This window comes from Tardiphaga sp. 841_E9_N1_2 (assembly GCF_051811065.1).
Taxonomy (GTDB): domain Bacteria; phylum Pseudomonadota; class Alphaproteobacteria; order Rhizobiales; family Xanthobacteraceae; genus Tardiphaga; species Tardiphaga robiniae.
Map to the genome: position 1 here is coordinate 2,745,469 of NZ_JBPWQC010000001.1, position 13,644 is coordinate 2,759,112.

A 13,644-nucleotide genomic window follows, 5' to 3' on the forward strand; every position below is an offset into this window, starting at 1 on the left:
ACCGGGTGCCGTGCTTACGAAAATTTCACCTCTCGTCCGGCGGTGGGAACCGTTGCTTGACGCGCGCCCGCCCGGCCCACACAACACCTGCAAACAGACAATCGGGGAAATGCCATGAAGCTCTACGATTCCATCGGACCGAATCCGCGCGTGGTGCGCATGTTCATGGCCGAGAAGGGCATCGGCCTCCCCGTCCAGACCGTCGATCTTGCTGGTGGCGAGAACCGCGAACCCGCGCATCTGGCGCGCAATCCGCATGGGCAGATGCCGACGCTCGAACTCGACGATGGCGCCTATGTGTCGGAGACGGTGGCGATCTGCGAATATGTCGAGGAGACGCATCCGATGCCGGCGCTGATCGGCACCACGCCCGAGCAGCGCGCCGAGGCACGGATGTGGCGCCAGCGCGTCGATCTCAATATCTGCCAGCACATCGCCAATGGCTATCGCTTTTCGGAGGGGTTGAAGCGCTTCGAGACGCGCATCGTCTGCGTGCCCGAAGGCGCGCCGGGCCTGAAGACAATCGCCATCGACCGGCTGCGCTGGCTCGACGGCCAGATGGGCGGCAAGACCTTCATCTGCGGCGAGCGGTTCACGATGGCCGACATCGTGTTGTTCTGCTGGCTCGATTTCGCCGACAAGGTGAAGCAGCCGTGGGATCGCGGAAATGCGAAGATCGCGGCGTGGTTCGAGCGGGTGGGCGCGCGGGAGTCGGCAAAGGCGTAATGCCTACAGCACCACCGGCGCATCCGGTAGTTCATTCACCGACGCGGCGTCGCGCGGAAAATGCGTCGCCAGATGCTGCGTCACCGCATCGATGCCCTTGATCACGCCGCGTTCGAAATGCCCGGCGCGAAACTCGGCTTCCATCATCTGGCAGATCGCTTCCCAGCCGGCTTTACCGACGCGGGCATCGATGCCGCGGTCGACCACGATCTCGACATCGCGATCGGCGAGCAGCAGATAGATCAGCACGCCGTTGTTATGCGCGGTGTCCCAGACGCGCAGTTGCGCGAACACATCAATGGCGCGTTCGCGCGCGGATTGATTGCGGAACAGCGGCGCGCCGTCGAGCGCGCCCTCGACCACGAAGCGGATCTGTCCGGCATGGCTGGCTTCGGAGGCCTTGATGGCCTGTTCGATCGCCGCCAGCGATTGCGGCGGGAACGCCTTGCGGACCCGCGAGCGATTGCCGAGCAGATGGTTGCCGATGCGTTTCAGGCTCATCACCAACTCCCCGAAGCGCCGCCGCCACCGAAACTGCCGCCGCCTCCGCTGAAGCCGCCGCTGCTCGATGAACTCCCTGATGACCAGGAACCGCCGCCGCCCCCGATATAGCCACCGCCGCGACGTCCACCGCCTCCGCCGCCCGACATGAGGGCCTCGCTGATCAGCGTAAAGAAAAACGCGACCGCGCCGAGAATACCGCCGAACAGCAGGCTGCCGGCGACCAGCCAGACCACCGCGGTGACGAGCCCGCCGGTCGCCAGCGAGCCGAACAGCCGGCCGAAAATGTTGCGCAGGATGCTGCCGAAGATCAGAACGCCGAACAGCAGGAACGGCGCATATTCCATGATCTGATCGAGGGCATTCGAATTGCCCTTCCATTCATCCGGCGCCGGCAGCGGCTCGCCGTCGATCACCTTGATGATCTGGTTGACGCCGGCCGTGATGCCACCGGCGAAATCGCCGGTCTTGAAGCGCGGCGTGATGATCTCGTCCATGATCCGTTTCGTGGTCACGTCGGTCAGCGCGCCTTCGAGGCCGTAGCCGACTTCGATGCGCAGCTTGCGATCGTCCTTGGCGACCAGCAGGATCGCGCCGTCATCGACTTTCTTGCGGCCAATCTTCCAGGCTTCGGCAACGCGGATGGAGTATTGCGCGATGGCTTCCGGCGCCGTGGTGGGCACGATCAGCACCACGATCTGGCTGCCCTTGCGCGACTCGAAATCACGCAGCGTGCTGTCGAGCGATGCCTGTTCGCCCTGGCTCAGCGTCGCGGTCTGGTCGACCACGCGCCCCGTCAAAGCCGGCACGGCCACATCGGCCAGAGCGACGGCGCTCCAGCACAGCAGCAATGCCAGCAGGCAGGCTTTGATCGCCTTCATCGGATCGGCCTGATCGGCACCGGCCTATTTCGCTGGCGCCGGCGTCGGGTTGAAGTCGACCTTCGGCGCGGTCGAGATTTCGCTCTCATTGGCGACCGAGAAATTCGCCTTCTCCTTGTAGCCGAACATCATCGCGGTGAGATTGTTCGGGAAGGTGCGCACGCCCACGTTATAATCCTGCACCGACTTGATGTAGCGGTTGCGCGCCACGGTGATGCGGTTCTCGGTGCCTTCGAGCTGCGACATCAGATCCTTGAACAGCGCGTCCGACTTGAGCTGCGGATAGTTCTCGGTGACCACGAGCAAGCGCGACAGCGCGCTGGAGAGTTCGCCTTGCGCGGCCTGGAATTTCTGCAGCGCGGCGGGATCGTTGACCACATCGGGCGTCGCCTGCACCGAGCCGACCTTGGCGCGTGCATTTGTGACGCCCAGAAGAACGTCCTTCTCCTGCTGCGCGAAGCCCTTCACGGAATTCACGAGATTCGGCACGAGGTCCGCGCGGCGCTGATACTGGTTGACCACCTCCGACCAGGCCGACTTGACCTGCTCATCATTGGTCTGGATCGCGTTGTAACCGCAATTGGTCAGGCTGAGAGTCGCCAGTGCTGCCAGCACGGTCAAAAACTTGCGCATGAAATTCTCCTGTGACGCGGCTCAAATGGCTCGACCGCTTCTAGCACAGGCAAACGACGAAAGCCGCCACAAGTTCATCGCGAATGCTGCAATGCCCATACGGGTTTATGTTTGCATGCACGACATTCGTTGTTAGCCTTGCCGCAACCATCGGCCCACAGAAGCCGAGGACATTTGGGGAGGTTTCCATGACGGACGTGCTGAACACGTTTCCGACCGTTGGCGCGCAGACCCTGCGGGCCCTGGCGCGCTATCCGGACCGCATCGCTTTCAGCTGGCCCGGCGGCACCATCACCTATCGCGGCACCACGGACCTGATCGCGCGGCTGCAGAATGTGTTCATGAACCTCGGCGCACAGCCCGGCACGAAAGTGGCGTTGCTGACCGCGAACCGCGCCGACACCTGGTGCGCCGGCGTCGCCGCGCAACTGTCGCGTTTCGCAATCTCATGGCTGCACCCGCTGGGCTCGATGCAGGATCAGATCGACCAGATCGAGGATGCCGAAGCAGCGATCCTGATCATCGATGCCGACAATTTCCTGCAGCGCGGCGGCGAGCTCGCCTCGCGCGCGCAGGGCCTACAACACGTATTCACGCTGGGCCGTGCAGACTACGGCATCGATCTGCTGAAAGTCGTCGGCTCAGGCGGCAGCGCCACCGCGCGGGACTTTGCACAGGTCGATGACATCGCCGTGCTGAACTACACCGGTGGCACCACCGGAAAATCCAAGGGCGCGCTGCGCCGGCATCGCGAAGTGTCGGGCTTTGCCAGCGCCATTCTGTCCGACTTCGAGATCCCGGACACGCCGAGCTATCTCACGGTTGCACCGATCAGCCATGTCGCCGGCACCAAGGTGCTGCCGACGCTGATGCGCGGCGGCACGGTGCATATGCTGAAGGGCTTCGATCCCGAGGCGGTGCTCAACACCATCGAACGCGAACGGATCAACTTCACGCTGTTCGTGCCGACCATGATCTATGTGCTGCTCGACAGTCCGGTGCTGCCAAAAACCGATCTATCGTCGCTCGATCTGGTACTTTACGGCGCATCGCCGATGTCACCGAGCCGGCTGGTCGAAGGCATCGAACGTATCGGCCCGGTGTTCTCGCAGCTCTACGGGCAGACCGAATGCTATCCAGTGTCGGTGCTGCGCAAGACGGATCATGATCCGAAGAAGCCCGAACTATTCCTGTCTTGCGGCTTCCCCATCGCAGTCTGCGACGTCCGCATTCTCGACGATGACGATCAGGAAGTGTCGCCCGGCGAGGCCGGCGAAATCTGCGTGCGCGCGCCGCATGTCATGAAGGAATACTGGAAGCGGCCGGAGCAGACGGCCGAAACGCTGAAGAACGGCTGGCTGCACACCGGCGACATCGCCCGCGCCGACGAGCGCGGCTACATGTTCATCCTCGACCGCAAGAAGGACATGATCGTTTCCGGCGGCTTCAACATCTTCCCGCGCGAGATCGAGGATGTGCTCACCACCCATGCCGATGTCGCCATGTGCGCCGTGGTCGGCGTGCCCGACGACAAATGGGGCGAGGCTGTCACCGCCATCGTGGTCGCGCGTGGCGGTGCGAAGCCGGATGCGGATGAGCTGATCAATCTGGTGAAGACCCGCAAGGGTTCGGCCCATGCGCCGAAACACATCAAGTTCGTCAGCGAATTGCCGATGACCGGCGTCGGCAAGATAGACAAGAAGGCGCTGCGCGCGAGCTTCTGGGTCGGGCGCGAGCGGATGGTGGGGTAAGGACTTAGCACTAACGCCGTCATTCCGGGGCGCGTGTGCATCTTGCGCACGCGAACCCGGAATCTCGACATGGCTGAACACTTCGGGATTCCGGGTTCGCCTGCCAGCGGCTTCGCCGCTGACCTGCGCCCCGGAATGACAGTGGAGGGTCACCACCAAGTGACTTGCATGATGATAGTTACTCCCCTATCTTCCCCCCATGGAGCGCAAGAGTTTCGAGAAACTGGAATGCCCGGTCGCCCGCAGCCTTGAGCGCGTCGGCGAGTGGTGGAGCATTCTGATCATGCGCGACGCCATTTACGGCATGACGCGGTTCGACCAGTTCCAGAAGAACCTCAACATCGCGCCGAACATGCTGACCCGTCGGCTGGCAGTCCTGGTCGAGGCCGGGTTGCTGGAGAAGCGGCTATATTGCGAAAAGCCACCGCGCTACGAATATATCGTGACCCCGCGCGGCCGGGATTTCCGCTCCGTGCTGTGGTCGCTGCAAAGCTGGGGCAACCGGCACTTCGCGCCTGAGGGTGAAAGCGTTGTTCTGATCGACAAGGAGACCGGCGAGACCGCCGATCCCATCCTGGTCGACCGCCGTACCGGCAAACCAATCACCGAAGCCACCCACGCCAATGCGCCCGGCCCTGCCGCCAGCGCACGCGTGCAACGGCGGCTCAGCAAACCGCGCCCGCAGAAGGACGGATCACCATGAAACTGGAAACGCCGCAGGCCATCGTCGCCGCCACGGCTGCGCCCGTCCACGAGATGAACCCGCGGACGCGGATGCTGCTGCAGGCGCCAATCGCCTCCACGCTGGTCAAGCTCGCCTGGCCCAATCTGCTGGTGATGCTGGCGCAGGCCTCCACCGGCCTGATCGAGACCTGGTGGGTGTCGCATCTCGGCAGCGACGCGCTGACCGGCATGGCGGTGGTGTTTCCCGGCTTCATGATGATGCAGATGCTGTCGGCTGGCGCCATGGGCGGCGGCATTTCCTCGGCGATTGCGCGTGCGCTCGGCGCAAGGCGCACCGACGATGCCGAGGCGCTGGTAATGCACGCGACCCTTATCAATATCCTGCTCGGCCTCATCGGCTCGGCGATCTTCCTGATCTGGGGCCGTGCGATTTACACCGCGATGGGTGTCAGCGGCGGCGCGCTGGACGCGGCCATGCAGTATTCCAACGTGGTGTTCGGCGGCAGCGTTTTAGTTTGGCTGATGAACGGCTTTGCCAGCATCATCCGCGGCACCGGCAACATGCTGGTGCCGTCGCTGTCGATCTGTATCGGCGTGGTGCTGCTGATCCCGCTGTCGCCGCTGCTGATCTTCGGCTGGGGACCGATTCCGGCGCTCGGCATTGCCGGCGGCGGCTGGGCTGTGGTGCTGTCCACCTTCACCGTCGGCGCGGTACTCGCCGGCTACATTCTCTCCGGCCGCTGCATCGTCCATTTCAAACTGGCGCGGCTGCGCTGGGATCTCTCAGCCGACATCTTGCGTGTCGGCGCCATCGCTGCGGTGATTTCGCTGCAGACGAGTTTCACGGTGCTGCTGACCACCGCACTGGTCGGCGGCTTCGCTGGCGGCGACGCCGTGGCGGGCTTCGGCACCGGCGTCCGGCTGGAATATCTGATGGTGCCGCTGGCCTTCGGGTTTGGCGGACCGCTGGTCGCCCTGGTCGGCACCAATATCGGCGCCGGACAGGAGCAGCGTGCGCTGCGGGCGGCGCTGATCGGCGGCGGCATGGTGTTCGTGATCACCGAAACCGTCGGCCTGGCGGCCGCGATCTGGCCAGCCGCGTGGCTCGGCCTGTTCGGCTCGGATCCGCAGATGATCGAGACCGGCAGCGCCTATCTGCGCATTGTCGGCCCGGCCTATGGCTTCTTCGGTCTGGGCCTGTCGCTCTATTTTGCCTCCCAGGGCGCCGGCAAAATGCTCTATCCGCTGCTCGCCGGCGTGCTGCGCCTCCTGATCTCGATCGGCGGCGGCTGGCTGGCGCTGCGGCTGACGGGATCGCTGACCTGGCTGTTTGCCTGCCTGACCTTCGCGCTGGTCGTCTACGGCACTATCATCGTCACGGCGGTGGCGTCCGGGACCTGGTTCAAGACCAAGCCGGTCTGACGGCGATGTGATCGCCAGCGATGCGATCGCCTGACAGCGATGTGATCAGCCGTAAGCGGATTTTCCGCTGGGAGTAAAGATGTGCATATGCCTCATGCAGTTGCACGCCTGTAGGGGCAAAGCGAACTATCCTAGATAGCGCGGATCGGCGGTCAGTTCGGCCGCACCCAGGAATCCCCAGCTATGGCAGACGGTATCGCGGCACAGGCTCCCCAGCCGACGGAAGGGCTGACGCCGAGCCAGCAGCGTTGGGCGCGGCTTGCCATCTTTACCGCCCTTGCCATGGCCTCGCTCGATACCGCCATTGCCAATATCGCGTTGCCCTCCATCGCCGCCGACCTGCATGCGACGCCAGCGGATGTGATCTGGGTGGTCAATGTCTACCAGATCGCCATGGTCGCCACGCTGCTGCCGTTCGGCGCACTGGGCGAGATTGTCGGCCATCAGCGCATCTATCTCGGCGGGCTGATCCTGTTCACGATCGCGTCGGTCGCCTGCGCATTCGCGTGGTCGCTGGACACTTTGCTGTTCGCGCGGGTGCTGCAGGGCCTCGGCGCCGCCGGCGCCATGAGCGTCAATGCCGCGCTGGTCCGTGTGGTTTATCCCCCAAGCCATTTTGGCCGCGGGCTCGGTCATAATGCCCTCGTCGTCGCGACGGCCTTCACCCTCGGCCCTACCATCGCCTCGGGCATCCTGTCGGTTGCAACCTGGCCCTGGCTGTTCGCGATCAACCTGCCTTTCGGCCTCGCCGCCATTATCATCAGCCTCAAGACACTGCCAAAGACCACGCGCGCCACCCATCGTTTCGATTTTCTCGGTGCCCTGCTGACCTCGCTCTGCCTCGGCCTGCTGATCCTCGGTATCGACAGCGCCGCCCATCACACCGCGCCGTCCATCGTCGTCGCCGAACTGGTTGCCGGCCTGTTGTTCGGCTGGCTGCTGCTCCGCCGGCAGGCCGATCACCCTGCGCCCATGCTGCCGATCGACCTGTTTCGCCGCCCGTTGTTCGCGCTGTCGGCGGCCACGGCGGTTTGCTCCTTCTCCGTCCAGGGCCTCGCCTTTGTGTCGCTGCCGTTCTACTTCGAGGAAGTTCTGCATCGTTCGGCAGTCGAGACCGGCTTCTTCCTGACGCCCTGGCCGCTGGTCGTCGGCATCATGGCGCCGATCGCCGGCCGGTTGTCGGACCACTATCCCGCCGGGCTTCTTGGCGGTATCGGCATGGCCCTGCTCGGCATCGGCATGGTGCTGCTGGCCACCCTGCCGCCCGACCCGAGCGTCGCCAATATCGTCTGGCGGATGGTGATCTGCGGCGCCGGCTTCGGCTTCTTCCAGGCGCCGAACATGAAGGCGATCATGTCGAGCGCGCCGGCCGGCCGTAGCGGCGGCGCCAGCGGTATCGTGGCCACCGCCCGGCTGACCGGCCAGAGCATGGGCGCGGCGCTCGCCGCCTTCTGCTTCGGCCTGTTCGGCCATGGCGGCGCGACCTGGGCGCTGGCGCTCGGTGCCGGTTTTGCCGCGCTCGGCTGCGTCATGAGCTTCCTGCGGCTGATCGTCCCGTCGTCACCCAGTCACTGATTTCAGAGATAATTTAGCGAACTCACATTTCTCTTTTGCAATGCCGTATTAAGTGATGTGATATACTGCAGTGCAGAGACAGATATTTTGCAGCGCAAGTAACAAAACTGAGTTCCATTGCCCTTCGGTTCCGTAAGTACCCAAAGACGCTGGACCAGTTTCGTATCCTTGTAGTCGCGGCGGGCACGAGGGCATTTCTTGAGGGTACTGTTCGTCACTCCAGAGATTGACGACTTCATCCGGGTGGGCGGCCTTGCAGCCGTGTCCGCCGCTCTCCCTCGAGCTTTGCGCATCTGGACCGACGTTCGCATCATCCTTCCCGGCTACCGCGACGTCGTCACACAGTTTCCTGACATCGAGATCGTCGGCGAATGCCCGGCACTGGCGGAAATGCCCGCCTGCTCGGTTGGCCTCGCCGCGACCAAGGACGGGCTGCCGATCTATATCCTGCTCTGCCCGCAGCTCTACGATCGTCCAGGCAACCCTTACGGCGATGCCTGCGGCCGCGACTGGCCGGACAACGACATCCGCTTCGCACGCTTCGCCTCCGCAGCGGCACTGCTCGCCTCCGGCAAGCTCGACAAGAACTGGTCGGCCGATCTGGTCCACGCCAATGACTGGCAGGCGGCCTTGGTGCCGGCCTATCTCGCCTGGAGCGGCGTGAAGATCCCGACCATCCTGACGATCCACAATCTCGCTTATCAGGGCCTGTTTCCGAAGTCTTCGCTGCGCCGGATCGGTGCGCCCGCGGAGTCGTTCCATATCGACGGGCTGGAATTCTACGACAAGCTCTCCTTCCTCAAGGGGGGCCTGATCTACTCGTCGCATCTGACGACCGTGAGCGAGACCTATGCGCGTGAAATCACCACGCCGGAACTCGGCTGCGGGCTGGAAGGCCTGCTGACCAAGCGCTCCAACGAGTCGCGGCTCACCGGTATTCTCAACGGCATCGACGAAAGCTGGGATCCGCGCGTCTGCGCGGAGCTCATGAGACCGTTCGGCGCGGGCGACTGGGAAGCCAAACGCGCCAATGCCGATGGGGTACGCCAACAATTTGGGCTCGCACTCTCCCGCGGGCCCATTTTTGGTTTGGTCGCCCGCCTCGTGCATCAGAAGGGCGTCGACCTCGTATTGTCGGCGGCTGACGCCATCGTGTCCGCCGGCGGACAGATCGTCGTGACCGGCCGCGGCGAGACCGAACTGGAGAATGCGCTGATGGATGCGCATCGCCGCCGTCCGGATGCGATCGGCGTCGCCATCGGGTTCAACGACCGCGAGGCACGGCGTATCTTCGCCGGCAGCGACTTCACGCTGATGCCGTCGCGCTTCGAACCCTGCGGCCTGAGCCAGATGTATGCGCAGCGCTTCGGCTCGCTGCCGATCGGCCACCAGACCGGCGGCCTCGCCGAAACCATCGTCGATGGCGAGACCGGCTTCCTGTTCACGCAGCCGTCCACCGAGTCATTTCTGGGCGGCATCCTGCGGGCCTTTGCGACCTATGGCTCGAAGGATCGCCTGAACTCGATGCGCCGCAGCGCCATGTCGAAATCGTTCAGCTGGAATATTTCTGCCGCCAGCTACAGCGCGCTGTATCGCAAGACGATTGTCGCCGGCGTGTAGCGCGGGAAATCCGCAGGCGAACCCCGATCTTGGCTTGCGGATCAGTTCCGTTTCACAATAATGGCGAAAGCTGGCAACAACTATCATCCATGAAGACGTGGCCGGTACCCCCTGTGATGAAGGCCAGCCCGTGCTCAAAGCTTCGCCTCCCGCCGAGCCGCTCGTCGACTGGCGATCGGAAATCAGCGCCGGTCTGATCTCCAGCCTCGTCTGTCTGCCGCTCTGCCTTGCTTGCGGACTGCTGGTGTTTGCGCCGCTCGGCCCCGACTATGTCGCGACGGGCGCTGCAGCCGGCCTGTATGGCGGCGCCATCGTCGGCCTGGTCGCGGCCGTGGTCGCCACCTCGTCCTATATCGTGACGACGAGCCGCGTCAGCATGGCCCTGGTGCAGGCCGGCCTGACCACGACGCTGGTCAATGACGCCACGCTTGCGAGCCAGCCCGCGATGATCGTGACCGCGATCATGCTGTGTTTGTTTCTGGCCGGGCTGTGGCAGGTCCTGTTCGGACTGCTCGGCCTGACGCGCGCCATCAAATTCGCGCCGCACCCGGTACTCACCGGTCTACTCAATGGCGTCGGGATGCTGATCGTGATTTCCCAGTTCAAGCCGTTCTTTGCCGCGCAGACGCTGTGGCCGAACAAGCCCGCGATGCTGGTTTACGTCGTGGCCCTGGCGCTCTTTGTTCTGAACTATCCGGCCATAGCAGGCTGGTTGCGGCTGCCGGACTGGCTGCGGAAAATACCGGGATCGCTTGCAGGCTTCGTCGCCGGCACCGCGCTCTACTATCTGATCAGCGTCCCGACCGGTCTCGATCTCGGGCCAACCATCGGTGAGATCCATGTCAGCTTCCCGCCGGCCATGCCGCTCGGCGCAGTGTTCGACGGCTCGATCACGCCGGAACTGACCGCCGTGCTTCCGCATGTCGTGCTGGTATCGCTGGTGCTGGCGATCATCGGCACGGTGGAGACCATGCTGGCGTTTCGCGTGGCACAGCAGCTCGACGACACGCATATCCATCCGGTGCGCGACCTCGCCGCACAAGGCATCGCCAATGCGGCAGCAGCACTCGGCGGCGGCATTGGTGGATCTGCGATTCCATCGGTGATCCTGCTTGGCTATCGCATGGGCGGCCGCACGCGCTGGACCAGCATTTTCGTGGCTCTCAGCCTGTTGGCCATCACATTCGCGCTGTCCTCGGTGCTCGCACAGGTGCCGCGCGCGGTGTTCGCCGGCCTGCTTCTGGTGATCGGCATCGTGCTGTTCGATCGCTGGAACCTGCAATTGCTGGCCGATATCCGATACAGCATCGAGCCGCAGGTTCGCCGGCACGCGGTCTACAACCTGATCGTTGTGCTCGCGGTGATGGCCGTGACCGTGTTCAGCTCGGTGGTTTCCGGAGTCATTGTCGGGATCATCCTGTCCTGCATCATCTTCGTCATCAATATGAGCCGGCCGCTGGTGCGCCGCGCCCATCACGGCGACACACTGTTCTCCAAGCGCATCCGCTCGGCTGACGATCTCGCGATCCTGCAGCAGACCGGGCAGCAGCGCGCCATCCTGCAGCTCGAAGGCGCGCTGTTCTTCGGCAATGCCGACGACCTCTCGCTGCGGGTCAAGGACCTGTTCAACAGCACCGACATGATCCTGCTCGACATGGGCGCCATCTCCGACCTCGACGTGTCCGGCGTCAACGCTTTGCGGACGCTCCGCCAGAAGGCGGCCGAAAAGAAACGGCGACTGATCTACTGCAATGTCCGGCCCGTCCATGCCGCCATCATCGGCAACGGGATCGGGCACGATCCCGCATCGCCGTCCATGACGCAGGATCTCGATTCCGCACTGGAGTGGATGGAGCAGACCATGCTCGACCGCTCAGCTACGAGGCAGGGGCAAGCGGATGAACTCACGCTCGAGCAGATCGACTTTCTCGATGGTGTATCGGCGAACGAGATGGCCGAACTGACCGCGGTAATGACCAGGCGGGAATTCGCGTGTGGCGATACAATCTGCCGCGAGGGTGGCGCCGGCGACCGCATGTGGCTGATCCTGAAAGGCAGCGTCAGCGTGCTGCTACGTACCGACGGACATCACGAGCGACGCCGCATCGCCGGACTTGGGCGCGGCACGACGGTCGGAGAAATGGCGCTGGTGGAATCGGTGCCACGCTCGGCGACCATCGTCGCCGACGACGAGGTGGTCTGTTACGAATTCCCGCGCGACGGCTTCGACCTGATCCTGAAGAAAAATCCGGTGCTCGCCACCAGGCTGTTGGGCAACCTGGCGCGCGAACTCACCCGGCGACTGCGGCAGACCTCGCAGGATCTGCGCGCCAGTCATCACTGAGGCGATTAAACCTCCACCACGCGCTCCACATGCACGCGGCGGCAGTCCATCTCATATTCGAGATCGACGACCGGCGGGCGGTTGAAGTGCCAGGTCAGGCCGTTGCGGAACACGCCGCGGCGACCGAGCTCGCTTTCCAAGAGCGCATAGACGTCGCGCACGGTGTAGAGCTGCGCGCCAGTGGTCTGATCCCAGGTGCCGGAGAATGCGCTCATGCGGCGCTCCATCTCGTCGAGCACGAACTTGGCTTTTTCCAGCATGCCCGACGGGCTGATGTCGCCAAGGCGCACCGTGTTGTCGCGATAGTCGCCCTTGCCCTCAGCCGCTTCGCCGCTGCCGGCGATGACGAAGGAGGTCGGCGCATTCGGCGCGACGGTCGTGAAAGAGAAGGCATGGAAGCCCGGCTCTGACGGCGGATCGATCTTCGGACACACATTGCTGCGCGCGATGGGATTCACGCGATCCTTCATGATGCCCCAGTCTTCGAGGGTCTTGATGTAGATCTCGTTGAAGTCGATGAACCCCTGCTCCGTGAACGGTGCCGGCGAGCGCAGTTCGCAGGCTGCGAAGGCGGTCAGCGGCCGGCCGGCTGCCTTGATGATCTCGGCAACCCTGGCGAAGCCTTCCTTCAGCGGGACGACCTTGGAGAAACGCACGCGCTCCAGCGCGAAGCCGGGCAGCGCACCGACGCCGCAGGAGTACTGGAACACGCCCGGCATGTAACGGTAGCCGCTATTGGGGGCTTCGACGGTCTCGATCATGGTTGGCCTCTTCAGGTGAAATCAAAGTCAGTCTTCGAGGACGCCGAGATAGGCGTCGCGGATGATGGGATCGGCCAGCAATTCGGCGCCCTGCCCGGTGCGCACGATGCGGCCCATATCCATGATGTAGGCGTGATGGCAGAGATCGAGCGCCGTGGTGACGTCCTGCTCGACCAGCAGGATCGACATGCCTTCGCTGTTGAGCTGCCGGAGCGCCGCGACCAGCTGCTCCACCAGCAATGGCGACAGGCCGAGCGAGAGTTCGTCGATCATCAGAAGACGCGGCGCGCTCATCAGCCCGCGGCCGATGGCGCACATCTGCTGCTCGCCGCCAGACAATGTCGCCGCGGCCTGGTTGCGGCGCTCGCGCAGTTTCGGGAAGGTCGTGTAAACGCGATCGAGATCGCGATTGAGTTCGGTACGACCAACGCTGCGCGAATAGGCGCCCATCAGGAGATTGTCCTCGATGCTCATGGCACCGAACAGACGGCGGCCTTCGGGCACATGGACGATGCCATGGACCAGCATCTGCGCCGCCGTCGCCTTCGACAGATCGACGCCCTCGGAGACATATTTGCCTGATGTCAGCGGGATCAGCCCGGACAGCGCACGCATCAGCGTGGTCTTGCCGGCGCCGTTGGAGCCGATCAGCGCAGTGATCTCGCCGGAACGCACCACCATGTCGATGCCCCACAGCACCTGGATTTCACCGTAACCGGCGCAGACCTGATTGAGTTCGAGCATCG

12 protein-coding genes are annotated in these 13,644 nt (G+C 63.9%); 7 read left to right on the top strand and 5 right to left on the bottom strand.

Annotation, left to right across the window (positions count from 1 at the left end):
* Positions 1–114: 114 nt before the first annotated feature.
* Positions 115–726 carry a glutathione S-transferase family protein gene (locus tag AB8A50_RS13245; RefSeq protein WP_439077932.1) on the top strand — a complete coding sequence of 204 codons (612 nt, stop codon included), beginning with the start codon at positions 115–117 and terminating at the stop codon, positions 724–726.
* Positions 727–729: 3 nt separating this feature from the next.
* Here AB8A50_RS13245 and AB8A50_RS13250 read toward each other — a convergent pair whose 3' ends face one another.
* From AB8A50_RS13250 to AB8A50_RS13260, 3 genes are read right to left on the bottom strand one after another with little or no spacing between them, the layout of a single operon-like run.
* Positions 730–1,227, bottom strand: a complete 498-nt coding sequence (locus AB8A50_RS13250) for a TPM domain-containing protein (protein ID WP_439077933.1) — start codon at positions 1,225–1,227, stop codon at positions 730–732.
* On the bottom strand, positions 1,227–2,108 hold the full coding sequence (locus AB8A50_RS13255; RefSeq protein WP_184519029.1) for a TPM domain-containing protein: 882 nt from the start codon (positions 2,106–2,108) through the stop codon (positions 1,227–1,229). The genes AB8A50_RS13250 and AB8A50_RS13255 overlap by 1 nt, the downstream gene beginning before the upstream one ends.
* Before the next feature lie 24 nt (positions 2,109–2,132).
* The gene (locus AB8A50_RS13260) at positions 2,133–2,741 is read right to left on the bottom strand and encodes a LemA family protein (protein WP_089265314.1); all 609 of its coding nucleotides are present in this window, start codon (positions 2,739–2,741) and stop codon (positions 2,133–2,135) included.
* Between the two features lie 188 nt (positions 2,742–2,929).
* Here AB8A50_RS13260 and AB8A50_RS13265 point away from each other — a divergent pair, with 188 nt between their 5' ends.
* The 6 genes from AB8A50_RS13265 to AB8A50_RS13290 all read left to right on the top strand — a co-directional run bounded on the left by AB8A50_RS13265 (position 2,930) and on the right by AB8A50_RS13290 (position 12,137).
* Positions 2,930–4,492, top strand: coding sequence for an AMP-binding protein (locus AB8A50_RS13265; RefSeq protein WP_439077934.1), 1,563 nt, complete (start codon positions 2,930–2,932; stop codon positions 4,490–4,492).
* Between the two features lie 199 nt (positions 4,493–4,691).
* Positions 4,692–5,195, top strand: coding sequence for a helix-turn-helix transcriptional regulator (locus tag AB8A50_RS13270; protein ID WP_175368385.1), 504 nt, complete (start codon positions 4,692–4,694; stop codon positions 5,193–5,195).
* Positions 5,192–6,598, top strand: a complete 1,407-nt coding sequence (locus AB8A50_RS13275; protein ID WP_231079783.1) for an MATE family efflux transporter — start codon at positions 5,192–5,194, stop codon at positions 6,596–6,598. The genes AB8A50_RS13270 and AB8A50_RS13275 overlap by 4 nt, the downstream gene beginning before the upstream one ends.
* 183 nt (positions 6,599–6,781) lie before the next feature.
* Positions 6,782–8,173: an MFS transporter gene (locus AB8A50_RS13280; protein ID WP_439077935.1), complete on the top strand. Its 1,392-nt coding sequence runs from the start codon at positions 6,782–6,784 to the stop codon at positions 8,171–8,173.
* A 198-nt stretch (positions 8,174–8,371) separates the two neighbouring features.
* A complete protein-coding gene (gene glgA / locus AB8A50_RS13285; RefSeq protein ID WP_089265318.1) occupies positions 8,372–9,793 on the top strand; it encodes a glycogen synthase GlgA in 1,422 nt (473 codons plus the stop codon).
* 130 nt (positions 9,794–9,923) lie between these two features.
* Positions 9,924–12,137, top strand: coding sequence for an SLC26A/SulP transporter family protein (locus AB8A50_RS13290; protein WP_439077936.1), 2,214 nt, complete (start codon positions 9,924–9,926; stop codon positions 12,135–12,137).
* A gap of 5 nt (positions 12,138–12,142) precedes the next feature.
* Here AB8A50_RS13290 and cnbZ read toward each other — a convergent pair whose 3' ends face one another.
* Both cnbZ and AB8A50_RS13300 read right to left on the bottom strand, forming a co-directional pair.
* On the bottom strand, positions 12,143–12,898 hold the full coding sequence (gene cnbZ, locus AB8A50_RS13295) for a 2-amino-5-chloromuconate deaminase CnbZ (protein ID WP_439077937.1): 756 nt from the start codon (positions 12,896–12,898) through the stop codon (positions 12,143–12,145).
* Positions 12,899–12,925: 27 nt separating this feature from the next.
* Positions 12,926–13,642, bottom strand: coding sequence for an ABC transporter ATP-binding protein (locus tag AB8A50_RS13300; protein ID WP_439079976.1), 717 nt, complete (start codon positions 13,640–13,642; stop codon positions 12,926–12,928).
* Between the last annotated feature and the right edge of the window lie 2 nt (positions 13,643–13,644).

What these genes read in the sequence shown, in the direction of transcription:
- cnbZ (WP_439077937.1), bottom strand. Translation starts at nt 12,898, where the DNA reads ATGATCGAGACCGTCGAAGCCCCCAATAGCGGCTACCGTTACATGCCG.
- AB8A50_RS13280 (WP_439077935.1), top strand. Translation starts at nt 6,782, where the DNA reads ATGGCAGACGGTATCGCGGCACAGGCTCCCCAGCCGACGGAAGGGCTG.
- AB8A50_RS13270 (WP_175368385.1), top strand. Translation starts at nt 4,692, where the DNA reads ATGGAGCGCAAGAGTTTCGAGAAACTGGAATGCCCGGTCGCCCGCAGC.
- AB8A50_RS13250 (WP_439077933.1), bottom strand. Translation starts at nt 1,227, where the DNA reads ATGAGCCTGAAACGCATCGGCAACCATCTGCTCGGCAATCGCTCGCGG.
- AB8A50_RS13255 (WP_184519029.1), bottom strand. Translation starts at nt 2,108, where the DNA reads ATGAAGGCGATCAAAGCCTGCCTGCTGGCATTGCTGCTGTGCTGGAGC.
- AB8A50_RS13245 (WP_439077932.1), top strand. Translation starts at nt 115, where the DNA reads ATGAAGCTCTACGATTCCATCGGACCGAATCCGCGCGTGGTGCGCATG.
- AB8A50_RS13265 (WP_439077934.1), top strand. Translation starts at nt 2,930, where the DNA reads ATGACGGACGTGCTGAACACGTTTCCGACCGTTGGCGCGCAGACCCTG.
- AB8A50_RS13260 (WP_089265314.1), bottom strand. Translation starts at nt 2,741, where the DNA reads ATGCGCAAGTTTTTGACCGTGCTGGCAGCACTGGCGACTCTCAGCCTG.
- AB8A50_RS13275 (WP_231079783.1), top strand. Translation starts at nt 5,192, where the DNA reads ATGAAACTGGAAACGCCGCAGGCCATCGTCGCCGCCACGGCTGCGCCC.
- AB8A50_RS13300 (WP_439079976.1), bottom strand. Translation starts at nt 13,642, where the DNA reads ATGCTCGAACTCAATCAGGTCTGCGCCGGTTACGGTGAAATCCAGGTG.